Origin of the sequence: Maribacter luteus (assembly GCF_009674825.1) — a bacterium.
Classification (GTDB): Bacteria; Bacteroidota; Bacteroidia; order Flavobacteriales; family Flavobacteriaceae; genus Maribacter_A; species Maribacter_A luteus.
The window spans coordinates 58,510-84,256 of sequence record NZ_WKJH01000021.1; the positions used below are offsets into that span (position 1 = coordinate 58,510).

The following is a 25,747-nucleotide window of genomic DNA, read 5'->3' on the forward strand; positions in this document are numbered from 1 at the left end:
TTTGATTAAAATTATAGGAAATGGGGATTCTTGGAAATATGGGCAAAATGGACGATTTTGAAATTAGCAATTCAAAATTGATTTTACTTTTGATGGCCCCGGGATTATGGATTTATTCCATGATAATAGGGATTGTACATGTAGATCGTATAGAAGTCCCTTATGGGAGGGAAGTTTTCAGTTTATTTTTCTTTTTGGTTGCCCTTTTCCCCGGCCTAAATAAATTGTGGTGCCGTCAAAATTATGGGCATGTAGTGTTTTTCTCCTTACTGCTGTTTGCCCATTATCTTATTTATACGCTATCGCTCAATGCCTTTGGGTTAGATTATCTTCTAGGCACTTATATTGTACTTTTCGGAGGTATTTTGCTTCAGACCAACCGTATGTATGTTATAGTTTTCACCCTAACCACTTTTGTTCATATGGCTCTTGGATTATGGTTGGGCGACATTCCTGCATCCGTTCATAGCCCTATATTACTTTCCTTGGCTACTATTTTCTTGTTTTCCTTTTTTATCCAGAATGGGTTTCTTCGCTATAAATTGGAATTGAAGAAGGCCAATTTAGGATTGAAATCCGAAGTGGAGCAAAGAAATTTGGATCTTGAGAAGAGGGCGAAGGAGTTGGCACATAAGAATAGGGATCTCGAGGAATTCGCCTTTGTGGTTTCCCATGACATGAAACGGCCGTTACGAAATGTACACTCCCTTGCCGCATGGGTCAAGGATGATTTGAAAAAGGGAAGTCTTGCCAGTGCCGGGGATAATTTAACCTTGTTGATGGATCAGGTGGCACAAATGGATGTTTTAATAGACGGAATTCTACAATATTCCTTGGGTGTTGATAATAAGAAGGTTACCCGATTACTCGACTTGAACACATTGGTAGATACCATGGTCCAGGCCAATAGTGCGAGTAACATCCATATTATTAAAGATAGCGCTTTGCCCCGCTTACTGGTAGATAAGGCACAGATCCTTCAGGTATTCCAAAATTTAATCCAGAACGCGATAAAATACAATGATAAACCCGAGGTTTTGATCCATATTGGTGTTATTGATGAGGTAGACCGCTTTAAGTTTTATGTAAGTGATAATGGGGAAGGGATTTCTTCGGAACATTTTGATCGAATATTTAAACTGTTTCAAAAATTAAATACGCACCCTGTTCAGGATTCCAGTGGAATCGGTTTGGCCGTAGTTCAGAAAATAATCGGTAAGATGGGGGGTGAGGTATGGGTTGAAAGCGAATTGGGTGAGGGATCAACATTTTATTTCTCCCTCTATAAAAGGGATGTGATCAATGGTTTCGAAGCCGGTAAAGTAAGTGAGTCAGCCCTTGCTTTAAGTTAATTCCCTTGCAATTTATACTCGGGCCTATCCTCGAGAATGGGGTTTTGGCGCTGTAGTATGGGAAGTCCGTTCCTGGTTCTGATAATATTTTGTTCATACCTTTACGGTAAAATGAATCCTGCAGAAGCCTATATAATCAGCCAACCAGAACCTTTTAGGGGCATGTTGTTGCATTTACAGATGGTCATTGAGTCGACCATCCCGGAGGTCGACTTAAAATATAAGTACCGTATCCCGTTTTATTATATAGGTGACAAGCCCTATTGTTACCTAAACCAGAGCAAGGATTATGTTGATGTAGGTTTTTGGAATGCGGCGCATTTGACCAAAAACTTGGAGTTCATGACCACTGCCAGTCGAAAAATGATGAAATCGTTGCGTTATAGATTTCTGGAAGAGATAAACGATGAAATCTTGGTAGAGGTCTTGTTTGATGCTTATTCCGTACGTGATAAAAAATTTTATAAGTAACGGCCCTTATCCTATTTCAATTCGTTCACAGTTTTTCGAATCTTTACTAAATTGGTCAATAATTTTTCCAAATGGTCCAAGTGCAACATATTTGCCCCATCACTCTTTGCATTGGCAGGATCAAAATGTGTTTCAAGAAAGAGTCCGTCTACACCGGTTACGATTCCTGCCCTTGCAATGGTTTCGATCATGTCGGGTCGCCCACCTGTTACGCCGGATGATTGGTTGGGTTGCTGCAACGAATGTGTAACATCCAAAACAACGGGTGCGTATTGCTTCATTGTGGGTATGCCCCTAAAATCGACGATCATATCTTGATACCCGAACATGGTACCCCGATCGGTGACCATTACTTGCTCATTCTTTGAATCGGTAACTTTTTTTACCGCATGTTGCATGCTTTCCGGACTCATGAACTGTCCCTTTTTAAGGTTTACCACCTTACCGGTTTTTGCAGCCGCCACGACCAAATCGGTCTGGCGTACCAAGAAAGCCGGTATTTGTAGTATGTCAACATATTCAGCGGCCATATCGGCATCTGATATTTCGTGTATATCCGTTACGGTAGGCACCTTGAAAGTTTCAGATACTTTTCGCAATATCCTCAATGCTTTTTCGTCTCCGATTCCGGTAAATGAATCTACTCGACTCCGATTTGCCTTTTTAAAACTACCTTTAAAAACATAGGGTATTTCCAACCTGTCCGTTATGGTAATTACCTTTTCGGCAATACGCAGGGCCATTTCCTCGCTTTCAATGGCGCAAGGGCCTGCAAGGAGAAAGAAATTGTTCTTGGTTGTGTATTTTAATTGGGGAATGCGATTTAGATCCATCAATATATTTTTTTTCAAAGATAGGCTTTTGGCGAGGTATTTGATAAATATCGACAAATAACTAAACTATCTCCATGAAAAATTCACTATCGTTTTTATTGGCTTTATTTTTTATTTGTTCCATGGGTGCGCAATCTCCTAAAAATGTTGAGGATAATCAATTTTCATTGAATTTTCTACTCCCTGGGGTAGTTTATGAAGCTGGGATTTCTGCGAATGCGACATTGGCAGCAGAGCTTACCGTTGGATTTGCTTATAGGGAATCAACTTTTTTTGAGGATGGTTTCGGCATTTATCCTATCGGTAGATTTCAGTACCGTCATTATTACAATTTTGAACGTAGGTTGAATAAGGGAAAACATATTTCAGGTAACACCGGTAATTACTTGGCTCCAACTATTGCCGTTCAAAGCGGTAAAGCCATAATTGGTGATTTAGACTATTCTAGTAGCTATTTTGCCGGATTTGGTTTTGTTTATGGTTTACAGCGAACAGCGCCTAAAGGTTTTCAGTTTAGACTTGAAGCGGGCCCTGCGTATTTCTTTGACGAATACGATCAAGGTTTCGGTATATTGCTAGCTGCAAAGCTTGGTTGGGTCATACGTAAACAACGTTAAAGTAAATCGCTAAAAATCAATTATATAAGAATTAAGGTCGTTTTATGATGAACTATAGAAAATAGCAGTATCTTTGCCCGCTGAAAATAGCCACGCTATTAAATAAAAGTTATGTCAACAAAGAATATCGCGATAATCGCACACGTAGACCACGGTAAGACCACCTTGGTAGATAAAATTATGCATCATTGTCAACTTTTTAGGGACAATCAGGATACGGGAGAATTGATCTTGGATAATAATGATCTTGAACGTGAACGTGGAATAACAATTACTTCCAAAAACGTTTCGGTTACTTATAAGGATACGAAAATAAATATCATTGATACCCCTGGTCACGCCGATTTTGGTGGTGAAGTTGAAAGGGTGTTGAATATGGCCGATGGGGTATTGTTGTTGGTCGATGCTTTCGAAGGTCCTATGCCACAAACGCGATTTGTATTGCAAAAGGCTATTGATCTTGGGTTAAAACCATGTGTGGTAATCAACAAGGTTGACAAGGAAAATTGTACCCCAGAGGAAGTACATGAGAAGGTGTTCGATTTAATGTTTGAATTAGGGGCCGAGGAATGGCAATTGGATTTTCCAACGGTGTACGGTTCGGCAAAGAACAATTGGATGAGCGATGATTGGAGAAATGAAACTGATTCAATAGAACCTTTGTTGGATATGGTAATTGAACATATACCAACATTTGAACCTAAGGAAGGTAACACCCAAATGTTGATCACTTCTTTGGATTTCTCTTCATTTACAGGAAGAATTGCTATCGGAAGGTTACAACGCGGTACGTTAAAAGAAGGTCAGCAAATATCTTTGGTGAAACGTGATGGAAGCATCGTGAAATCGAGGATCAAGGAATTGTTCACCTTTGAAGGCCTTGGAAGAATAAAGGTTAAAGAAGTAATTACCGGCGATATTTGCGCGATCGTAGGTCTTGAAGGATTTGAAATCGGGGATACCATTGCCGATTTCGAAAACCCTGAAGGTTTAAAGACCATCGCCATTGATGAGCCTACCATGAGTATGTTGTTCACCATCAACGATAGTCCGTTTTTCGGAAAGGATGGTAAATATGTAACATCAAGACATATCAAGGAACGTCTTGAAAAAGAATTGGAAAAGAATTTGGCCCTACGAGTCGAAGAAACCGATAGTGCCGATAAGTTCATGGTATTTGGCCGTGGCGTATTGCATCTTTCCGTATTGATCGAGACCATGAGAAGGGAAGGTTATGAATTACAGATAGGGCAACCTCAAGTAATCATAAGGGAAATAGATGGTGTTAAATGTGAACCCGTTGAACGTTTGACCATTGATTTGCCGGACGAAGTTTCAGGTAAGGCCGTAGAAATGGTTTCTATCCGTAAAGGGGAAATGACCAGTATGGAAGCTAGGGGAAATCGTATGCATTGTGAGTTCGTTATTCCATCTAGGGGGATTATAGGTTTGCGTAACCAATTATTGACCGCTACCGCTGGTGAAGCCATTATGGCGCACAGATTCTTCGAATACCAACCAATGAAAGGTGATGTGCCCCAAAGACAGAATGGTTCTTTGGTTTCTATGGAAACCGGAAAGGCCATACCTTATTCCATCGATAAATTACAGGATAGAGGTAAGTTCTTCGTAGACCCGGGAGAGGATATTTATGAAGGACAGGTTATCGGTGAAAATTCTAGAGGTGATGATATGACCATTAATATCACAAAGACCAAGAAACTATCCAACGTACGTTCTTCCGGAGCTGATGATAAGGCAAAGATCGTGCCCGCTATCAAATTCTCATTGGAAGAAGCTTTGGAATACATTCAGAAAGATGAATATGTAGAGGTAACTCCAAAATTCTTGAGATTGCGTAAAATACACTTGACCGAAGTGGATCGTAAGCGAAATAAAATAGCTTAAAATCACTCGTACTCAAATTTATAAAGGCCCTGACGATACTGTCAGGGCCTTTTTATTTCAATATTATGAAAGGTTGTAAGGTTGGTTGCGACTGTTTGCCTTAAATATAAAATGATTTCTATGAAAGTAATGATAATCGGTATGTTCACAATGGTAATTTTATTGTCTTCGTGTAAGGAACAACCCAAAGAAAATAAACCAGAAGAACAAGAAACCCATAAGGTAATGGTTCAAGATTATTCTATTCCTGAATCTTGGGTTAAAAAACGTGTTTCAAAAGCGAAAGAAAGACTGGGGAAGTCCGATGCAGGAAAAATAGTTTGGGCAGGAATGGAAGCACATGGCGGATTAGGTAAATGGTTTAGTAATGGGGCGTTATCTTTTCGATTCAATTATCAGCCTTTAGAGGGTAAAACTCAACGCGATAGCTATCAGGTAGTCGATGTATGGCGCAATAAGGCCGTTCATACGAGTGTTACCGATAGTACAGCTAAATATGGCTGGGATGGCAAAACGGCTTGGGTAAAGGCCAAAGATTCCACGGCCTTTGCTTATGATACCAAATTCTGGGCATTGACTCCTCTTTATTTAATGGGGCACCCATTTGTTTTGGATGGAGAAGGTGTTCATCTGGAATTATTACCTGAGGTAGTGTATAAGAACAAGGTCAATGATGTGGTAAAAGTAACTTTTGCTGCTGGTACCGGTGATGCCCCGGATGATTATTATATATTACAATTTGACAAAGAAACCCATTTGTTGACAGCAACTAGGTACATTGTTTCTTATCCAGAATATTTTAAAAATGGCGGACACAATCCAGAAAAATTCATGGAAGTAGGAGAATTGTTGAATGTAAGTGGGGTTCTATTACCAAAAGAGCTAAAGACCCATTGGACGACAAATGAAGGTAAGCAAGGTGAATATATTACCCAAATAGATATTACCGATATGCAGTTTGTGAAAGATATAAACGATGATTTCTTTGCGGTCCCTGAAAATGCGACTATACTAAAAGGCCTTTAAATAAGCCTTTTAGTATAGATTGATAAGTTCTTTATTCCTTTACGAAATCTTTCGGGGCCTGGTGCATGGCTGAAGCTGCGGCTCCAATGATGCCAGCTTCATTCCTTAATTCTGCCGGTACAACAGGGGTGTCGATGGTGATGCATTTTTTAAATTGATTGTACTTTTTCGAGGTGCCTCCGCCAAGGATAATCAGGTCTGGCGAAACAATCAGTTCTACCAGTTCCAAAAAAGTATTGAAGCGTTTTCCCCATTTTTCATAGCTGAGGTCCTCACGTTCCTTGGCTCCGGCAGAAGCCCATGATTCAATTTTTTTAAATTTTTTATAAGGTATTTGGCCCAGTTCGAAATTAGGGATAAGTTCCCCATCTAAAAAAGCCCCACTTCCAAGACCCGTTCCAATGGTGATCATCAGAACTAAACCCAATTTACCTTTACCTATTCCGTAATTCATTGTGGCGTACCCTGCGGCATCTGCATCATTAATGACCGTTACCGGAAGTCCGGTAGCCTCTGCGAATAATTCCTGAACATTTACTCCTAACCATTTTTTGTGTAGGTTGCCCGGCGATTTACAGATACCGTTCTTTATAACGGTAGGAAACCCGACACCTATTGGGCCTTTGTGATTGAAATGTTCAACGATTTCCTTTACGACCTGGGCCATTTCTGCAGGTTTCCTTGATTCAGGGGTCGGAATCCGGTGTCTTTCGGTCAACATTTCACCTGTTAGCGAGTCTACTAACGCCCCTTTCATTCCAGAACCTCCAATATCAATACCAAGAACTACCATTTTTTTTGTTTATGTTACGGACGCAAAGTAACAAAAAGAATTGGCTATAGGACAAGAGGTTGTCCTGAAATTGACTCATGTGAAACCACTTTTAAATAAAAAAGGGGCGCGTAGCCCCTTTTGACGGTTATTCTTTAATCTTTAATTCGGTTATGGTATTTACGGTGATTTCCTCATCAAGATCATCGGTCTCAACTTCGGAAATATAAGTTACTATAAATAATTTTCCTTTGTACATTTCATCGGTCAGGTCGTAACTTTCAAGTACTCCTTCAGTAACATGTTGAAATTCATTTGAAAATCCGTCATTATCGGTAAAATAATACGTGCCGTCTTCAAACCCCTCGTAAGTAGCGGTTATTTTTTCTGATTCTTGCACAATTGCCCCTCCAAGGCCGTTAACGATTAAAAACAAGGATATAAAAAGTGTTTTCATAATAAATGGTATTTAATTAATGATTTAAAAAAATGGTACTACGGGTCTATAAGGTGCTAAACTCCATTCCGGGAGTCCAGCTCCAAAAAAGTAAGGTTTACCTCATCGAGTAATTAAAAAGTAAAGAAGAAATGAAGAGCGGAAAATCAAAAATAAAAATGGATGTCACCCGATTTTTTTGAATAAAATCGGAAGCTTTTAAAGCACAAATCGAACAACCCGAAGATAGGTTTGGCCCAAATGATTTCATACTGTTGATAAAGCAAGATTAGTATTGCTTTTACACGACAAATGAAATACATTTTTTTGAATTTACACTAATTTTTGGCTTTTTTTTATACATTGGAATATCAATGTAAATTATTGTCGTAGAGTGGTTTATTGTCTTTTTTTAATTGCATGTGATTATTATTGGCTTATGCGTTAAAATAGACATTATCTTTGGTTGCTTTTAATATGAAATCGATGAAATTAAAGATTGTTTTCTATTTTGTTTTTGTTGTTGGAACCATGAATTCCGTTTTGTCACAAAAAGAGATTCCGGTAAACACCATAATCGAGAATGTAGCTCGGTATAAAAATGATTTAAGGGGTCCTTATAAAGATATACGCTGGTTTTGTACCGATGGGAGTATACGGGCACCTAAGGATCCCTGCCCTGATAATATTGGTCCAGGGGTACAACATGCAAGATACAAAGATGAGGTGGTCGCTCTAGGTAAGGAGCATCATATTTATTTGGGTCAAATATTGGCATTTACTGATGTTGAGGCGCTCTGGGACGCCGATTTTAACCATTCCCGATTAATACAGTACCAACTCGAAAAGTACTTAAAATCCGTAGATAATGGATGGATACTTCAAAAAGGTCAATATTACAGGGGCTCCGTTCAGGTAGAGGATGAAGAAGCTTGGGGGATTAATTTTTATAAATGGCTTTTAACTAAGGACGAATTCTTAAAAGGGAATTATTTTTTAATACGCCAATCGTTAAAGGATATTCCTCATACTGGTGACGATGATGTTGCACAGAAAATGCGAAGCCAGTCCAAAGTGATTTCAGATGAATTTTTGCCTTTTATGGATTTAAGAGTGAAAATACATGGGCAGCCTGAGTTTTCCGATATAGTAAAGGTTAAAAATTTTCGCCAGAAACATGCTGCCGAACTAAGTTCTGACCTCAACAAAAAGATAGATGGGCTGATCGCTACAATGACTGTTTTTTTCAAGCCAGTAGATGTGACCAAACTGTTACAGAAAGCCCCTTTGTTAAAGGGGACAACTTTGGGCAATTCCATTGAGCGGTTCATTGGCGATTTTGGTTCCGAGTCGCGTCCATCAATCCTGATTTCCGAAGCTTCCCAATTGTTGTTAGGGATACGCGAAGGAATTTTAAATGAAAAACGACCATTAGCCAGACTTCAATTGCTTGATGTTTCATTGAAGTTGGAGGAAATCATTTTTAAGAACGCACAACAATGGCAGCCCCAAAGTGTAAAGGATCAGTTGGAAAAAATCTGTTATCTCGGATCGGCGTCTACCGGTGCCGGATTTTTGGAGCTCTGGGAATGGTCGCAGATAGAAAACACATTGAGCCAATCTGAAAACGAATCGATGACCCTTGCCGAATTGACTACATTTATGGAAAAAGCAAGGGGTGCGGTTGAATGGAGTGCGGCCATGGTCAAAGCCAATTATCAAGAAGTAACCAACACCTATGGGCAATTTGAACCCTTGGCATATGGATTTATAGATGATCGCATACGTGGCTCAATTGCTTTACACCTAGGGAAGAGTGTAGGGGAGTTGGGAGATTTTATAGCCCGGGAGTCGGCCCTTACCAATATGGTTTTGGATATTCCCAACCAAAGTACCTTACGCGGACTTAATCCAGGGTATGCTTTTGGAGAGCTGGTGGTGGTATCCGGTTCACCGGAAGAGGTGGAAGTGACTTCGGATAAGATCTATGTTTTTCAAAGATCCCCATCAGACTTGAAACCGGTTGCGGGGATTGCAACTGTTGCTGAGGGGAACATGGTGTCACATGTACAATTACTTGCACGAAATTTAGGGATACCCAATGCTGCCCTGTCGGATGATAACTTACAAAGCCTTAAACAATATAATGGCCAACTGGTTTTTTATGCTGTTTCCGATAAGGGAAATATCATAATGAAACTGGAAAAAAACATGACGGACCAAGAGCGGGCTCTTTTTGTTAAAAAAGAGCGAAGTGCCGGTAAAATTGAGATACCTGTTGGGCAGATAAGATTGGACCAGAACCTAATTTTGGATCTTCGTAGTGTTGATGCCAACGATTCCGGTAAGTTGTGTGGACCTAAGGCGGCCAACTTAGGGCAGTTAAAGAAAATGTTCCCAGATAAGGTAGTTGAAGGCCTGGTTATACCATTTGGGGTATTCAGGGATCATATGGATCAGCAAATGCCGGGGAAATCTACATCGTATTGGGCGTTTTTGAATGATATGTTCGCGGAAGCGGAAAGAATGCATGCCAACCAGATACCGGAGTTGGAAGTGGAGAAATATCAATTGGGACAATTGGGTATCTTGCGGGAGGCCATTGGTAAAATGCCCCTAAAACAAGACTTCTTAACCCAATTGGAATCAGATTTCAAAAAAGTATTGGGACAACCCTTAGGCGAAATCCCCGTATTTCTTAGAAGTGATACCAACATGGAAGATCTTAAGGAATTTACGGGTGCGGGGCTTAACCTCACCTTATTCAATGTTCTCGACAAGGAAAGGATCTTGAACGGGATAAAGGATGTTTGGGCTTCTCCCTATACCGAGCGCAGCTTTAAATGGCGTCAAAAATATTTATTGAACCCGGAAAACGTTTTCCCTTCTATTTTGGTTATCCCTTCGGTTGATGTTGATTATTCGGGAGTGTTGATCACTAAAGGTATTAATTCGGGAAATGATATGGATCTTACCATTGCTTTCAGTCGTGGGGCCGGTGGTGCGGTCGATGGCCAATCGGCCGAAACCTATACCTTATTTCATAATGGGGATTATCGTCTTTTGGCCCCTTCGCGTGAGTTATATTTTAACGGACTTCCAAAGAATGGGGGAACAACTAAGCTTTCGGCCACTTTTGAAAAACCGATTGTCAATGATAACAATAGAAATGACATTCAAGAACTGGCACAGGTCATTCGCACGACCATACCCAAAGAAACAAAATCGGATTACAGCGGTGCCTATGATGTGGAATTGGGATTTAAGGATGATAAACTTTGGTTGTTCCAAATTCGTCCATTTGTCGAAAACAAAAAGGCATTGAGCTCTGATTACCTGCAATCCATAACTCCGATAATCGATCTAAACAAAGAAGTTTCACTTTCGAAAAAAATCTAATGAAAAAGCCAATATTATATCTGATTTTATTTATTTCCTGTTCAGCATTCACCACATTGCACTATTACCCCATTGATGGTTTTGAACATACGGGAATTAAAAGATTGAAACGCTTGGAACTCATAAAAAGTGGTGAGGTCAAAAGTACAACACCGTTACCGGCAGGTGCGTTCAAAACTTACGATGAAATTCACCTGAACCTGCTTTCCAGAAACCAGGATAGTGCAACGGCTTTAATGTCGACTGATGCCGATTTTCAAAAAGAAATAAACAATCTATTCCGAGGTCTTGATAAAAGTTATTCCCTAACGGTCTTGGATATTTCCGATGTTGACCATATTAGATATGCCGAACGAAATGAAACTGCAGGTTACCAACCAGGGAGTGTGGGTAAATTGGCCGTATTGAATGGGTTATTTGTACAACTCGCTAAAATATATCCCGATTCATGGGAAAAGCGTACGCAACTTTTAAGGAATAAGTCGGTAAAAGCAGGTGTGTGGGGGTTAACCGATGAACATACCATTCCCATTTACAATATTGAAAAGAATACATTGGTAAAAAGGCAAGTCGTTGCCAGTGATGTTTTTAATTTGTACGAATGGGTAGATCATATGCTTTCGGTCAGTAATAACGGTGCGGCGAGTATTGTTTGGAGCGAAGTAATGTTGATGGCCGCTTTCGGTGATAAGTACCCTGATTTAACCCTAGAAGAAAGCGAAGCCTATTTTAAGGGAACCCCAAAAAAGGAATTGACCGATTTAGGGAATGACGTAGTGAATCTTCCTTTGCGCGATTTGGGGATTTCAGCGGATGAATGGCGATTGGGCAGTTTTTTCACCAGAGGGGCCAATACCTATGTAGGAGACAAAGGGGGCAGTATAGGTACCCCTTACGGGCTAATGAAATTTTTGGTACAATTAGAGCAAGGAAAAGTTGTTGATGAGAATAGTAGTTTGGAAATGAAACGGTTAATGTATATGACAGACCGTAGAATACGATATGCCCAAGCACCTGCCTTGAAAGAAGCAGCGGTCTATTTTAAATCGGGAAGCCTTTATAAATGTGACCGAAGTAAAGGAGAGGAATGTGGAAAATATATGGGGAATGTCTCCAATTACATGAATTCGGTTGCCATAGTTGAACATCCTGACAATTGCAATTATTTAGTTGTGCTCATGACGAATGTACTTAGGAAAAATTCAGCTTCCGATCATATGTATTTAGCAGGTAATATCGATAAATTGATACGAATGGAGTAAGGGTAGACTAAGGTAAGCCCTGCAGCGCTTCGACCGCATCTTTCGCGAATGTTCGTATTTTAAAATCATCGCTTTTGGTTTCCTCTTCGGCCATAGCCAGGTATTTTTTGTCTTTTTGGTATTTGATCAGATAAAGGACGGCAAGTTTTATCCTTTGGTCCTTTCCTTGAAGAAGGGATTGAAAACACTCTATTTCCGTAGGTATTTTGTGTTTTATTTTCCGTAGCTCTTCCTCAGATGATATTTCCAAGGCAGAATCCTCGATGATGGGCAATAATTTTCTTTTTAATTCACCGGTGAGAAGATTGTCTAAAAATTCAATGGCATTGGTTTGCGCTTCTTGTTTATTGCTGAGAAGTCCTTCATAGGCAATTTCAACATCTTTTTGTTGATAGCGTAACCCTAGGAGTTTGAATATGCGTTCTAGGCCTGCATCCAATCTCCTTTCCAAAAGGTCTAGCAAGCTGGTACGTGCATCTCTTTCTTGATCGCTGATTTCCTTTCGTGACTTTTTACGGTTCCGATAAGAAATTATGATTTGGGTATGCATGGCCGATAAAGTGTGGTGGTACAGTTTACATTCCTCAAAAATTTGTGTAACGACTTTATTTCGGTTGAACCTTAATTCCGGATTTGTTTTTCTAATGTCACTCAAGGCCCGTATCGTTTCCAACCGTATACCTAAATCGGTATCTTCCAAAAGTTGTAAGAGGGTATGAACGCATTCTTGTGTTTTGAATGATTTGATGACCATTGGGATAAAACGGCATGTTTCCAGAGGAGCTGAACGTTGCCTGATTGTGGCTGCAAGCACAACCAAAATATTCGATCCATAATTTTTTAATGAATCAATGGTCTGGGTTCGAAATAACTTATTCGGTAAAAAATCTATTAATTCGGGAATGAACGCAGGATGCATGGTCTTTCCAGATGCTTCAATCGCTGTTAGTACAATGGTGCTATCCTCATTATTGAAATGATCGGAAATAAAAGGGTAGAATTCTGGAATATTCGATGCACCAATGGTTTTAATAAGAATGGTCAAATTGTTTTTATGATTGTCGGCCGACTTAAGTTTAGTAATTTCTTTTTTGATTCTATTCTTTAAATCGTAAGACTGCTTCAGTGAATTATTGTCGTGCGCCTCCCTAGCGAGACAGTAAAGGGCGGCAGTAGCGATCTGAGGGTTGTCATGGTCCAAATATCGGTCATAGACCATTTTACTGTTTTTCTCGGCATGCAATAAAAGGTACTCCAAAGTAGCTAATGTCAAAGCTTCATCATCAGTGTTCAAAAGGTCTGATATTTCGGTTACGACTGTTGAACTATTTAAAAAATACAGGTTTTGTATGGCCGCCGTACGTACTTTGGTCGATGGGTGTGAAAGAAGTTCTTGTACATCATTTTCAAATCTTTTGTCATTGATTTCCATTAATTTTTCAAGCATGAATAGGATTTGTCCTTCTGTTCCGTTCTTGAAAACCGCACGCATACCGGCAATAACGGAGGTACGTTTCACACGCTTATTGGTTTTTCCGATCCGCTCTGTTATAAGTTCCAAATTGTTTCGAAAAGTCTTGTAATATTCTTTACGTACCTGGAGGATAAAGTAAAGCCACAATGCCACTAAAACAATGATGAGAATTGCAATATAAAATGAGGGCAGGTCAAGGCCCCGAACAACGAAAATCAGGAGAAACCCTGCAATTCCCGTGGCAATACTATCGACCACAACATCTATAAAGGATTTGGTTCTGTTTTTTAAATCAAAAGGTAATGGCAGGGTTAAAAGCTCTGTAGCACTTTTGTTCACGGATTGTTTCAAGATCCCGTCCATTGCCTTTATGACCACTACCGCGGAAAGTTCCGGAAGAATAATGAAAAGTAGTGATCCACCAAAAATGCCCAATGGCAATAAGAGTAGAGAGAAACCGACGCCCCATATACCTACAATACGGTGGGTGAAAAACAATTGGATCACCAAGGAAAGTAGGTTGAAGGTTGAAAACCAAAAAGCGAAGAAAGATGTAAGTTCATCCGCATCGGTAATCGCTGCGGCCGCAAAATCACTGAACAGATAGTCTACAAGTTTGGCTACAAGAACACTTACTGCAATGATCAAGGCTATATAAGTAAGATGTTTGGATTGCCGAATTAGTTTTAAAGGTCTTTCGGGAATTGTGGCCGTCCTTTTTTTTTCTTTGAATTTGCCTAACTTTTTAACCCTGGACTTCCAAATCCTGTTGAGTAACGGAATACATGTCAAAAGAAGAAAGGCTGCCAAAAATATTAGATTCTCATTTCCTATTAAAGGGGCAAGGATAGAGGTTAGGTAACCTCCGAAGATTCCTCCAAGAATCGCCCCGGATCCAATGAAACCGAATAGTCTTTTCGCCTCCCTTACATTATAAACCAAATTTGCCAATACCCAAAATTGTGATGCGGACAAAACAGCATAAATGGCCACCCAGACATAAAAGAAATACAATAGCCATCCACTCACGATGCCCAATTTTAATAGAATGCCCAATCCTATTAAGACAGAAACCGAAATAATGAGGGTGAATTTAACTATTTTATGAAGGGAAAATTTGGCCAAGGCTTTTGAATAGAAAAAAGAGCTTATGACCGCCGCGATAGAAACCCATAGAAAAGCATAAGGCAATTGTTCAACGCCTAATTCCGATAAGAAAAGTGCGTTTACCGTAGGTTTTATAATCAGTAAAACGGCTATGATCAAGAATATATAGGATAACATCAATAGGGAAACCTTGAATTCCCCTTCACGTACATCAAATACTTTTTTGATTAATTTTTGGATTATCATTTGCTAAAGTACCTTGTCCTAGTTTTTGGCCAAAGATATACGCTTCATTAATACTTTTTCTACCGGTTTCACCAAATCCCTTATAATTTGTTCCCCACTTGGATCGTCTACTAGTGCTACTAGTATATAACGCCTGTTCGGATTTTCTCCCCAAACTAATATAGAATCGGAATGATAGGTCTTCCAAGAACCGGATTTGCGGAACAATCGCGCATTGGGAGCGATCTTATCAAGGGTGTTGACGAACTTATGGTGCAGTTCCGGGTTTTCCATTATCGACAACATTTGTTTTGAACGGCTTTCATTGACCAATTTTCCGTTTGCCAATAGGTAATAATATCTACAGACTTGTGTTACGGTTGCTGCATGGCTAAGGTTTTTCAAAGGCTCTCTGTTTGTATCTCCGCCACCACCATAACGTTTGCCTACCCATAGTCCGCCACCTTTGTTCTCATTATAGAATTCGTACTTTGGGTCGGTCATTACCGCCTCGATTTTGTCATAACCTATGCGGTCTATCATTCTGGTCGATGCGGCATTGTTAGATTTGCTGATCATTAGGCGCATGTCCTTTCTTACTTCTGTGGTTTCCTTTAATTCCCCTTTTTCAATTGCATCCATCGCGGACAGTAGAATGGCTATTTTGGGTAAGCTGGCTGCATACATCATATGGTTGCCGTTTATTCGGGCGAACTTCACTTGCTCTGGATCGTGTAGGTCCACGATCCCAACGGCCATTTTCTTTTGGGAAATCAACTCTTTCCATTTGGTATTGGCCAGTAGTTCCTTTTCCAATTCGGTCTGAAACGAAATTTCAAATAAACTGTTCAAGGGTTTTATTTTCGTATCGTCTATCTTAATGGGTAATTTGTCTTGGGCATGTAAACCTAAAGCGGCCAGCATTAGAAAAGCGAAAAAAGAAAAGGTGTTCTTCATTGTTTGCTACTAGTTTTTAAAATGTACCCAAAAGTATACAATTGGCTGGTCTGCACTATGTTAAAATTTTTATTTCAACGGCTGGCGGTAATCTTGATAAAATGGCTTCTTTCCTATGTTTTGATAAAAAGGTGTGTTAAAATTTCAATTAACATTGTATAAATATATTACCTATGTACCGGTTTTGACGATACGGTTCCATTAAAATTAATATGGAGTTCGCTTAAATAAATTACTTATCTTAATTAGATAAATGAACAATGCAAAATGAACCTTAAAGACGGAGTTAAAACCTCGGAAAATAATGTTTCCGGGGAAGCTAGGGAATTGAGTGCTTTTGTAAAGGACAAGACCAAATCTTTGGTCGATCGTCTAGAGTCGTTCGAGGACATCATCAATTTGGAAGTTGGGGATACGGGGCTCAACCGAGCCAAGACCATGGAGCGGGAATTCGGTATACGGCAATTGTATATTAAATATGAAGGGGATAACCCTACAGGGACCCAAAAAGACCGAATTGCCTTTGCCCAGATTTATGATGCCCTGCGAAGGGATTTTGGGGTGGTTTCCTTAGCTACATGTGGCAATTATGGGGTGTCGGTGGCCTTGGCGGCGAATTTAGCCGGTGTGGAATGTAAAATCTATATTCCGGAGACTTACCATACAGACCGTATTGAGGAAATGAAAGCCTTGGGGGCACATATTATAAGATTGCCGGGGAGTTATGAAGATGTGGTGGTTAAAAGTAGCAAGCTTGCCACGGAAAACGGTTGGTATGATGCTAATCCCGGAGGCTCCAATACACCACTTCAGATTTCGGCCTATTCGCAAATAGCAACGGAAATTTATGAGGATTTGGGCGATGCCCCCAAGTACTGTGCGGTTCCTGTTTCTAACGGAACATTGTTCGCCGGTATTTATAGGGGGTTCGTAAGTCTATATAAAAGAGGGAAAACTTCCCAGATACCGAAAATGATAGCGGCTTCATCCAGTCATAAGAATCCGATCGTGCAATCCTTTATTTTAGGATTGGATTACTGTAAGGATTTGAATCCGGTAGCCATTAAAGAGACCAAATACAACGAGCCATTGATCAACTGGCATAGTTTTGATGGGGAAGAGGCACTTTATGCGTTGAAAGAATCCAATGGGGAGGCCTTTAATATCAGTGATAGGAAAATGAAGGAAATGACATCGTTGCTGGCTAAAAAGGAAGGGTTTAAAATATTACCTGCGGCTACGGCCGGACTCATAGCACTTTTGGAATTGGACGAAAAAATGAATTTTGAACCAGGCCGTTTTGTGGCGGTTTTAACGGCAAAAAATTAAAAGAACATGAAAAAAACAATTGATGGTAAGGCACTGGTATATTGCGAAGATGCTTTTAATACCCCAAATGGCAAAACTGCCCATGGTTTGGTGCGCTTTACGGAACGTTATGAAGTAATCGGCGTCTTGGATACAAAATATGCTGGGAAAGATGCTGGTCTTGTTTTAGATGGAAAAGCGAACGGTATTCCCATTTTCGGGAATATGGATGAGGCCGTTGCGGAACTTTCCACAGATAATACCCCTTTAACACTGGTGATAGGTTTGGCACCTGATGGGGGGCGTTTGCCTTTTGAAGCAAAAGGAACGATTAAAAAGGCATTACGAATGGGGTGGAACGTAGATAGCGGATTGCACGATTTTTTGACCAATGACCCCAAAATGGTAGCATTGGCGAAAGAGAAAGGGAGTAGGATCCGTGATGTAAGAAAAACTCCGGACAGGGATAAGCTTCATTTTTTCACTGGAGATATTGAAAAGGTCGATTGCTTAAAACTGGCCATCTTGGGTACCGATTCCGCGTTGGGCAAGCGTACCACGGCATGGATCATTGTACATGCTTTCCGCAATGCAGGCCTCAAGGCAGAAATGGTCGGTACGGGGCAAACAGCGTGGATGCAGGGTGCTAAGTACAGTATGGTCATGGATAGTTGTATCAACGATTTTGTTTCTGGCGAAATTGAACATGCTGTCGTTAGTGCGTATGAAAATGAAAATCCGGATGTGATTGTGATCGAAGGGCAGGGGAGTCTTATGAATCCCGCATATCCTGGCGGATTCGAGATATTGGCTGCCGGGCGTCCCGACTTTGTGATCATGCAACATGCCCCAAAAAGGGTGGAGTACGATGGTTTTCCAGGCTATAAACTGCATTCCCTAAAAGAACAGATCAATGCCGTGGAAGTTATTTCCGGTAAAAAAGTAATTGCAGTAACCGTTAACCACGAGTTGATGGAAAGTGACGAGGAAATTTTGGAAGCCTGCAAGAACATTACCTTGGAGACCAAATTGCCGGCTTTCGATGTGCTTAGGTTCAGTGCGGAACCCCTTATTTCATTATTAAAGGAACATTTAAAATGACATCGATAAGGTCTCTTGTTGTTTTTCCCAAGCTTTCGGTTCATCACATTGCTGTTGAGCCCAAAAGGGTTAAAGCGGTTTATACCCTTGATAAGGAAGATGGTTCCCAAGTTTCGAATGAATTGATTTATTCCTATGACCAAGTGTATTTTGATAGGAAGAATGCCGAGGACGTTAACTTGGCCTCCATGATGTTGGCACAGGTCGCGTTGAATTATGGACTCTTTTTCGAAACCATTCAATTTGATGGTTTGTTCGACGATACCGATAAAAGCTTCCTGAGAGATATGATGGAGAACACCTCTAGGGAAATATTGGTGAATAAATTCTACCATAAAAATGAATTTTTAAAACCACCCTTTGATAGTTTGAAGGTCGAGAAATTAAAGCGGTATACCGCTGCAAAAATCGAATTCATAAATACCGAATATGCCCATTTGAAGGTTGAAGGGAGAATCAATGAAACGGATAAAAATAAATATGCGATTCTAAGTAGTGGGGGCAAGGATAGTCTTTTGACTTACGGTATTATAAAGGAAATCGGTGAAGCCCATCCAATTTTCATTAATGAATCCGGCAGGCATTGGTTTACCGCAATAAATTCACACAAATACTATAAAGAAATTGAACCCAATACGGCAAAACCTTGGTGTAATAGCGATCGTATCTTTAATTGGATGGTGAAACAAATGCCCTTCATCAAAGAGAACTTCCAGAACATCAGGGCCGATATCTATCCCATTCGTTTATGGACCGTCGCTGTTTTTCTTTTTGGAACGCTCCCAATCGTGCGAAAACGTAATATCGGGAACGTACTTATCGGGAACGAATATGATACTACGGTCAAGGGAAACCATGAGGGATTATCCCACTATAATTCCCTGTACGATCAAAGTAAATATTTTGACAATGCACTTACGAGATATTATAAAAAGAAGGGTTGGGACCTGTATCAATATTCAATTTTAAGAAGCACCTCGGAACTATTGATCTTGAAAGTGTTGGTAAAACGATATCCCGAACTGCAGACCCATCAAGTGTCTTGCCATGCGGCCCATGAGGAAAATGGTAGAATGATGCCCTGCGGTAACTGTGAAAAGTGTAGGCGTATAGTGGGAATGTTGAAGGCATTGGATGAAGATCCCAAACGATGTGGGTACACTGAGGACCAGATTGAAAAAGGCTTAAAAGCATTGTCGGCCCGGAGTATAAAACAAATCGGTAGCGATGCCTCCCACTTGTATTACCTATTGATGGGGAAAGGGTTGGTCGAGAAAACCGACCACACGTTGAAATTAGCCAAGGAGCATCCTGAAATCGTGAAGTTACGCTTTGATAATGAGCGAAGTATGATGAGTGACCTGCCTGTGTATATCCGAAAACCGCTCTTTAAAATTTTAGCACAATATTCTGATGGGACAGTGCGCTTGCGTGATAGAAAATGGCATACCTTCACCTTGCAAAATGAGGATTATGAAACCCCTTATTTTCTAACAAAATAACAATGAAGACAAATAATAAAAGGTCCGGTTTTTTATGGGAAGAATTTACCTGGCCAGAAATTGAAGCTTATTTAAAAACGGTTGATACAGTTATCCTACCCTGTGGGGCCATTGAACAACATGGCCCACATTTACCATTGGATGTAGATTACTTTGATGCCAAATACATGGCCTTTAAAGTGGCCGAGGCCTGTAAAGACCCTAAACCTTTGGTGTTGCCTCCTATACCCTTTGGCGTATCTTACCATCATGATGGTTTTAAGGGAACGTTGAGCGTAACAAATGATGCCTTGTCCAAATTCGTTTACGATTTGGGAATGAGTTTGGCGAAGAACGGCGTAAAGAAGATAATTATTCTAAACGGCCATGGGGATAACGCCCCGACCTTAAGCTATGCCGCCCAAATGATCAACCGCGATGCAAAGATTTTCGTGGGTGTGGATACCGGCGAAACCAGTGATGTGGATTTGGCGGGTATGGTAGAGACCCCTAACGATGCCCATGCAGGGGAAATTGAAACAAGTACCACCTTGGCCATACGTCCAGAAATGGTGCAAATGGATAAAGCCTTGGAATCGACCCTTAAATTCGGTAGCGATTACCTCGATTTTGATGATGACCGTAGTATAAGCTGGTATGTACGTACCGATAAGATCTCTGAAAGTGGAATCATGGGAGATGCCACAAAAGCATCAAAGGAGAAAGGAGAGAAAATGTGGGAGGTCATGATCAAGAATATGGTGCGTTTTGTTGAATCGATCAAGAATACCCCATTGGACGAATTGTATCAAAAAAGATATTGATGAGAATCACGGCGGTTTCATACGAACGGTTGGATATTGATTTATCCGTGCCTTATACCATTGCCTACGAGACCATTAGCAAGACGACCAATTTTATCCTGAAATTGGAGACCGATGGCAAATGGCTGGGCTTTGGTTGTGCCGCACCCGATTTGGTGGTGACAGGAGAGAACCCTAAGGATGTTGAACATGCCATTACCACCATAATAGCTCCATATTTAGTTGGTAAAGATCCTTTTTCCTATGCTTTTGTATTGATGGAGTTAAAGCAATTGCTGGGTAAGCGATCTTCTGCATTGGCCATGGTAGATATGGCGTTGTACGATTTGATTTCCAAAAAGGCCGAAGTGCCTTTGTATAAATTTTTGGGAGGATATCGCAATAGTATTGCCACAAGTATTACCATTGGTATTTTGCCTGTGGAAGAGACCTTAAGGCATGCACGGGAATATGTGCAGCAAGGTTTTACAATCTTAAAGGTAAAGGGAGGGGACAACCTTCAGGATGATATTGATAAAATGACCAAAATCCATGAAAAATTTCCGCAGATTGCCCTTCGTTTTGATGGGAATCAGGGGTACTCGGTAAAGGATTCGGTCGCTTTTGTAAAGGCCACAAAGGATATAGGAATAGAGATCTTTGAACAACCTACCAAGCAGGAAGTGGAAGAGCGTTTGGGACAGGTTACAGATCAGGTGCATATTCCTGTGATGGCTGACGAAAGCTTAAAGACTTTGACCGACGCTTTTCGTTTGGCACAGAATGAACGGGTGGATATGGTGAATATAAAACTGCAGAAAGTAGGGGGTATTATGGTCGGAACCCACATTGATTCCGTTGCCAAAGCGGCACGGTTGGAGGCCATGGTCGGGTGTATTGATGAATGTGGACTCGGTATAGCGGCAGGTTTACATTTTGCTTTGTCGAGACAAAATGTGAAGTATGCGGATCTTGACGGACATTTAGAGCTGGTTTCAGACCCTTATAAGGATATATTTCGCCTTGAGAAAGGGGTGTTGTACCCAACTGATAGACCAGGTTTAGGTGTGATAGATTTTTAATGCCATTTTCTTAATGGTTCGGTTCCACGTAATAATCAATGGAATTCAAGGAATGATTGGGGTCAATGATATCCAAGATCTTATCAATGGCTTTTCCGAAACCGGTCAATGTATCACTTTGTTTGTTCTTTCCGAGTACGCTGGAAATGGTTTCATCCCGATTACCAAATCGATAACCTGCTTTTTTAATCCAAAGTTGGTTCAATAAATGCTGCATCATTACATTTCCCAACTGGTCTATTGATATGGCGATTTTCAAAAGGAATTCCCCAATACCTGAAAATCCTTGAGTGAATAAAGAATGGAAAATCCCATAAATGAAACCCAGTGGGCCGGTAACGAGCATTAAAATGATTGAGATACAGAATAGTAATAGTCCTATTAACGGACTTACTTTCTTATCGGGTCGGGCGTCTTTTTGTTTTTTTATCATAATTATTTAGGAACGTATTTGAAACGTCCCATATTGTTTTTTTCCAATTTATAAATATCCCAAACTTTGCTTCCGCCACCTTTTTCCAACTTCTGGGCAATGATACACCGTTCCCCATCGGTGCGGAGATTTATTGAGCCGTATACCGTGACGTTACGTTCCTTAAGCTTTTCGTTCTTTTCTTGGATTTGGTCGATGAGTTTAAGTCTTCGGGCATTTGTGGTCGCGGTTGCCAATTTAATTTCTAGTTCATTGATTTCTGAAAGGGTTTTTCTTTCATCTTCCCTGTGTGATCGGGCCAACTCCGTACTAAAGATCAAAGGCCTGTCCCCTCGCCCGTTTACACCTATGGCACCCAAGGTATCCGGTCTGGGGTGGGAGTGTTGTTCTTCATCACCGCTAGATATTACCGTGGCCACTGAGTTTAAGCATCTAAGGAACAAACTGGTGAAATCCGCACTACCATGATGGCAGGCTTTTGAAACGTCGGTCTCGAAAAAACGACGCGCATTTTCAATGAATTCGTTTTCCTCCGTGGCAGAGTTGAAGTCCAATTTCATTCCCGTATGTTTTTCCATTAAAAACTCTTCGGCCTTGATGTTCAGGTCACCACCAAGAAAGATATTGATGTCCTTATAATTCAGTTTAAAGACAATGGAATGTCCGTTTTTGGTTTTGCCCTTATTCCCTAAGGAACGCAATGCCTTTTTACCGTTGACCGTTTCGGTCACCGGTCCAAGGACTTGTATATTAAGTGTTTTGTCCTTTTCAAACCCATCAAGATATTTATCAGCTTCACTGAGCATGCGGATTTCCCCATTGATTTTGTTGTTGTCTAACATGCGCTTTAGAAGCTTGGCGTAATTCTTATCCCATTGTTCGTTGCCGGAAGGATGCTTCCAATTGGGTTCATGGGCTAGATAATCGATGACTTTTTGTTTGCTATCGAACAGTTCTGTGTAGTACGTACGATCTGTTTTTTCCGTTTCCCCGAAGTACGAAGGTTTAATGTTTTTTTGATATTCGAGTAACCCATTATGTAAAAATTCATTGAAGAACACATTGGGTTCGCCTGCCAGAAAATGATAGCCCCCATAATGGTCCTGATCAGGGTGACTGGCAATCGCGTATTTAAAAGTCCATTCAGTTTTGAATTCATTGTAACGCCATTTGAGAAAGCGCCACATATTGTCGCCCAATCCGGCATCGATTATGATATGTTCATCATCCGGGGTTACGACCAATGCCCCATCACCTTGGCCAACATCCAAGAAAACAATTTCCAGAACACGGTCATCGCGAAGGTCGTCTTTATGCATCCAACCATTTTCCCCACGTACGCGAACGAATAAATAATCGCCATTGGTCTTTTCGGGTTTAAGAATACCGACCCAATCCCCAAAGATGATCTGGTGTATCTTTTTTTCGCCCTTATTTCCATTGTCATCTTTATAGAGGTATGCAAAAGGATATTGGGCATATTTAAACCCTGTATATTCAAATCGAGGCATAACTTTTATGGTTTTTCTTAAAGTTATTGAATAATTAGGTCGGTAAAAGGTTTTATTGTAAGAAGTTACCTGATTTTTGTAGGTGTGGACCAGTTTTACATGATTTTGGTTTTGTGGATAATTGAATTTTTTGGAACCTTCCAAAAAGGCTCTTACTTTTCATTTTGAAACCCTTCCTTTCTTTTAAATCCGTAATTTTATAAAAGAAGAAGAGAGGTTTTTAAAGCCTTGTTTTATCAATTACAGTATCGATTGAAATTTTAAAGAAATGGTCAAGGTAGCTACAGGGTTGGATGTTTTATGTAATGATTTCCATCTTCAAAAGGAATTCAAAGGAAACGTAGCGTTACTTTGTCATAATGCCTCGGTCGACAAGGGTTTTGTACCTGCGGCAGTACGCTTTAAAGAATTGTTCGGATCCAGGTTCATTAAGCTATTCGGTCCGCAACATGGCTTTTCTACGGATGCACAGGATAATATGATCGAAACGGACCACTATGTACACCCACATTTTAAGTTTCCGGTATATTCACTTTACTCGGAAACTCGTGTCCCAACCGATGAAATGCTCAATGGTATAGATCATTTTTTTGTAGACCTACAAGATGTGGGTTGCCGTATGTATACCTACATATACTCTTTGACGCTTTTATTGGAAAAGTGTATCGACAAGGATATTGAGGTCATTGTTTTGGATCGGCCAAATCCATTGAACGGCATAACTTTGGAAGGCAATGTTCTGGATCCCAAATACGCTTCCTTCATTGGCCGGCACCCTATTCCGGTACGGCATGGAATGACCATTGGGGAAGTTGGGCTAATGCATCAAAAGTACTGGGCCGATAAACCAATGAATTATAGAGTGATAAAAATGCGTAACTGGGAACGGAACATGTATTTTGAAGATACGGGTTTATCGTGGTTATTGCCTTCACCAAATTTATCCAGATATGAAAGTGCCATGACTTTTCCTGGGATTGTCCTTTTTGAGGGTACCCAACTTAGCGAGGGAAGGGGGACTACACAATCCTTGGAGTTGGTGGGTCATCCATCAATAGAACCTTTTGGTTGGTATGATCGGCATTTGAAGCAAGCTTTGGAAAAGTCGGGATTAAAAGGTGTTGCCATAAGACCGATAACCTTTTTGCCGACATTCAATAAACATGCTGATAGCGTCTGTGGTGGATTTCAAATTCATGTAACCGATAGAAACGTTTTTCAGCCTTGGCGTGTTGGTCAATGGTTGTTGCGGGAGTTATACCATCTTATGGAAGGGGATTTTAAATGGTTGCAACCACCGTACGAATATGATTATACGAATATGCCCATTGATATCATTAACGGGACGGATAGATTAAGGTGTTGGGTTGAGCAGAAAGGAAGCCTGCAAATGCTAGGGTCCTTGGAAAATTACAGTGACTACGAACCCAAGTTTCGTGCCATTCAAATCTATTGGTCGTAATTTGAAATAGCAGGGTGTTTCTGGTCAGTTATACAGCGTTTTGAACCACTTCAAAGACTTTGCTGCCGTCACATTTGAGCGTTTTTGAAGGGTATTTCAAGATCAAGGCATAATCATGGGTGGCCATTAAAATGGTGCGTCCCGATTTGTTGATTTCCTGAAGAACCTTCATCACTTCCACACTGGTTTGGGGATCAAGGTTACCTGTTGGCTCATCGGCCAAAATAAGCTCGGGGTCGTTCAATAAGGCACGAGCAATGGCAATACGTTGTTGTTCCCCCCCGGATAGTTCGTGAGGAAATTTGAATCCTTTGGTTTTCATACCGACCTTGTCCAGCACTTCTGTAATTTGCGTGTCCATCTTGGCCTGGTCTTTCCAGCCGGTGGCCTTGAGTACAAATTGTAAGTTGTTGTTGATATTCCTATCCGGCAACAATTTAAAATCCTGGAAAACGATTCCCAGTTTCCTTCGTAAGAAAGGTATGTCCTTTTCTTTTAGGGTCTTAAGGTCAAAACCAACGATATTCCCTTCCCCATGTCGAAGGGGAAGATCCCCGTACAGGGTTTTCATAAAGCTACTTTTTCCACTTCCGGTCTTTCCGATCAAGTAGACGAACTCACCTTTTTTAATGTCGAGGCTAATCTCGTTCAATACCATATTTTCCTTTTGGAAAACTCCGACATCTTTTAATGCTAAAATTGATTCTGACATAGTAACTTTGTTGAT

The 25,747-nt window shown here is 40.6% G+C and carries 21 protein-coding genes; 13 read left to right on the forward strand and 8 right to left on the reverse strand.

The features are described 5' to 3' along the window. Positions 1–20 precede the first annotated feature (20 nt). Positions 21–1,352 (forward strand): sensor histidine kinase, encoded by a 1,332-nt coding sequence (locus GJ691_RS12510; RefSeq protein WP_154367364.1) that lies wholly within the window; start codon positions 21–23, stop codon positions 1,350–1,352. Positions 1,353–1,463: 111 nt separating this feature from the next. Beyond that, positions 1,464–1,823, forward strand: a complete 360-nt coding sequence (locus tag GJ691_RS12515; RefSeq protein ID WP_154367367.1) for a DUF1801 domain-containing protein — start codon at positions 1,464–1,466, stop codon at positions 1,821–1,823. Between the two features lie 11 nt (positions 1,824–1,834). On the opposite strand, the gene kdsA is transcribed toward GJ691_RS12515, so the two are convergent. After that, on the reverse strand, positions 1,835–2,656 hold the full coding sequence (gene kdsA / locus GJ691_RS12520; RefSeq protein WP_154367763.1) for a 3-deoxy-8-phosphooctulonate synthase: 822 nt from the start codon (positions 2,654–2,656) through the stop codon (positions 1,835–1,837). Positions 2,657–2,730: 74 nt separating this feature from the next. Between kdsA and GJ691_RS12525 the strand changes: the two genes are divergently transcribed. From GJ691_RS12525 to GJ691_RS12535, 3 genes are all read left to right on the forward strand, one after another. Continuing rightward, on the forward strand, positions 2,731–3,273 hold the full coding sequence (locus tag GJ691_RS12525; protein WP_154367368.1) for a hypothetical protein: 543 nt from the start codon (positions 2,731–2,733) through the stop codon (positions 3,271–3,273). A gap of 111 nt (positions 3,274–3,384) precedes the next feature. Next, entirely contained in the window at positions 3,385–5,181 is a 1,797-nt protein-coding gene (typA, locus tag GJ691_RS12530) for a translational GTPase TypA (RefSeq protein WP_154367370.1), read from the forward strand. A 120-nt stretch (positions 5,182–5,301) separates the two neighbouring features. Further along, positions 5,302–6,207, forward strand: a complete 906-nt coding sequence (locus GJ691_RS12535) for a hypothetical protein (RefSeq protein WP_154367372.1) — start codon at positions 5,302–5,304, stop codon at positions 6,205–6,207. Between the two features lie 31 nt (positions 6,208–6,238). Here GJ691_RS12535 and ppgK read toward each other — a convergent pair whose 3' ends face one another. Together ppgK and GJ691_RS12545 are read right to left on the reverse strand one after the other, a co-directional pair. Further along, the gene (gene ppgK / locus GJ691_RS12540) at positions 6,239–7,000 is read right to left on the reverse strand and encodes a polyphosphate--glucose phosphotransferase (protein ID WP_154367374.1); all 762 of its coding nucleotides are present in this window, start codon (positions 6,998–7,000) and stop codon (positions 6,239–6,241) included. Positions 7,001–7,127: 127 nt separating this feature from the next. Continuing rightward, the gene (locus tag GJ691_RS12545; RefSeq protein WP_154367376.1) at positions 7,128–7,436 is read right to left on the reverse strand and encodes a hypothetical protein; all 309 of its coding nucleotides are present in this window, start codon (positions 7,434–7,436) and stop codon (positions 7,128–7,130) included. Positions 7,437–7,901: 465 nt separating this feature from the next. Between GJ691_RS12545 and GJ691_RS12550 the strand changes: the two genes are divergently transcribed. After that, positions 7,902–10,814 (forward strand): PEP/pyruvate-binding domain-containing protein, encoded by a 2,913-nt coding sequence (locus GJ691_RS12550; RefSeq protein WP_154367378.1) that lies wholly within the window; start codon positions 7,902–7,904, stop codon positions 10,812–10,814. Next, entirely contained in the window at positions 10,814–12,076 is a 1,263-nt protein-coding gene (locus tag GJ691_RS12555; protein WP_154367380.1) for a serine hydrolase, read from the forward strand. Before GJ691_RS12550 ends, GJ691_RS12555 begins: the two co-directional genes overlap by 1 nt. Before the next feature lie 7 nt (positions 12,077–12,083). Here GJ691_RS12555 and GJ691_RS12560 read toward each other — a convergent pair whose 3' ends face one another. Continuing rightward, complete coding sequence (locus GJ691_RS12560) at positions 12,084–14,903, reverse strand: hypothetical protein (RefSeq protein ID WP_154367382.1); 2,820 nt, start codon at positions 14,901–14,903, stop codon at positions 12,084–12,086. A gap of 18 nt (positions 14,904–14,921) precedes the next feature. Next, positions 14,922–15,839, reverse strand: a complete 918-nt coding sequence (locus GJ691_RS12565) for a serine hydrolase (RefSeq protein ID WP_154367384.1) — start codon at positions 15,837–15,839, stop codon at positions 14,922–14,924. A 267-nt stretch (positions 15,840–16,106) separates the two neighbouring features. Between GJ691_RS12565 and GJ691_RS12570 the strand changes: the two genes are divergently transcribed. Genes GJ691_RS12570 through GJ691_RS12590 form a run of 5 tightly spaced genes read left to right on the forward strand, consistent with a single transcriptional unit; the run spans position 16,107 to position 21,614 of the window. Beyond that, positions 16,107–17,168, forward strand: a complete 1,062-nt coding sequence (locus GJ691_RS12570; RefSeq protein ID WP_154367386.1) for a pyridoxal-phosphate dependent enzyme — start codon at positions 16,107–16,109, stop codon at positions 17,166–17,168. A gap of 6 nt (positions 17,169–17,174) precedes the next feature. Next, positions 17,175–18,248 (forward strand): N-acetyltransferase DgcN family protein, encoded by a 1,074-nt coding sequence (locus tag GJ691_RS12575; RefSeq protein WP_154367388.1) that lies wholly within the window; start codon positions 17,175–17,177, stop codon positions 18,246–18,248. Then, complete coding sequence (locus tag GJ691_RS12580) at positions 18,245–19,750, forward strand: hypothetical protein (RefSeq protein WP_154367390.1); 1,506 nt, start codon at positions 18,245–18,247, stop codon at positions 19,748–19,750. Before GJ691_RS12575 ends, GJ691_RS12580 begins: the two co-directional genes overlap by 4 nt. Positions 19,751–19,752: 2 nt before the next feature. Continuing rightward, a complete protein-coding gene (locus tag GJ691_RS12585; protein ID WP_154367392.1) occupies positions 19,753–20,553 on the forward strand; it encodes a creatininase family protein in 801 nt (266 codons plus the stop codon). After that, positions 20,553–21,614: a mandelate racemase/muconate lactonizing enzyme family protein gene (locus GJ691_RS12590; RefSeq protein WP_154367394.1), complete on the forward strand. Its 1,062-nt coding sequence runs from the start codon at positions 20,553–20,555 to the stop codon at positions 21,612–21,614. Before GJ691_RS12585 ends, GJ691_RS12590 begins: the two co-directional genes overlap by 1 nt. Before the next feature lie 10 nt (positions 21,615–21,624). Here the strand turns inward: GJ691_RS12590 and GJ691_RS12595 are convergent, their stop codons facing one another. Together GJ691_RS12595 and GJ691_RS12600 are read right to left on the reverse strand one after the other, a co-directional pair. Further along, positions 21,625–22,047, reverse strand: coding sequence for a hypothetical protein (locus tag GJ691_RS12595; protein WP_179955119.1), 423 nt, complete (start codon positions 22,045–22,047; stop codon positions 21,625–21,627). 2 nt (positions 22,048–22,049) lie between these two features. After that, complete coding sequence (locus tag GJ691_RS12600) at positions 22,050–23,558, reverse strand: ComEC/Rec2 family competence protein (RefSeq protein WP_154367396.1); 1,509 nt, start codon at positions 23,556–23,558, stop codon at positions 22,050–22,052. A 268-nt stretch (positions 23,559–23,826) separates the two neighbouring features. On the opposite strand from GJ691_RS12600, the gene GJ691_RS12605 reads away from it, so the two are divergent. Beyond that, complete coding sequence (locus GJ691_RS12605; protein ID WP_154367412.1) at positions 23,827–25,020, forward strand: exo-beta-N-acetylmuramidase NamZ family protein; 1,194 nt, start codon at positions 23,827–23,829, stop codon at positions 25,018–25,020. 28 nt (positions 25,021–25,048) lie between these two features. On the opposite strand, the gene GJ691_RS12610 is transcribed toward GJ691_RS12605, so the two are convergent. Next, positions 25,049–25,732, reverse strand: coding sequence for a cell division ATP-binding protein FtsE (locus GJ691_RS12610; RefSeq protein WP_154367414.1), 684 nt, complete (start codon positions 25,730–25,732; stop codon positions 25,049–25,051). Between the last annotated feature and the right edge of the window lie 15 nt (positions 25,733–25,747).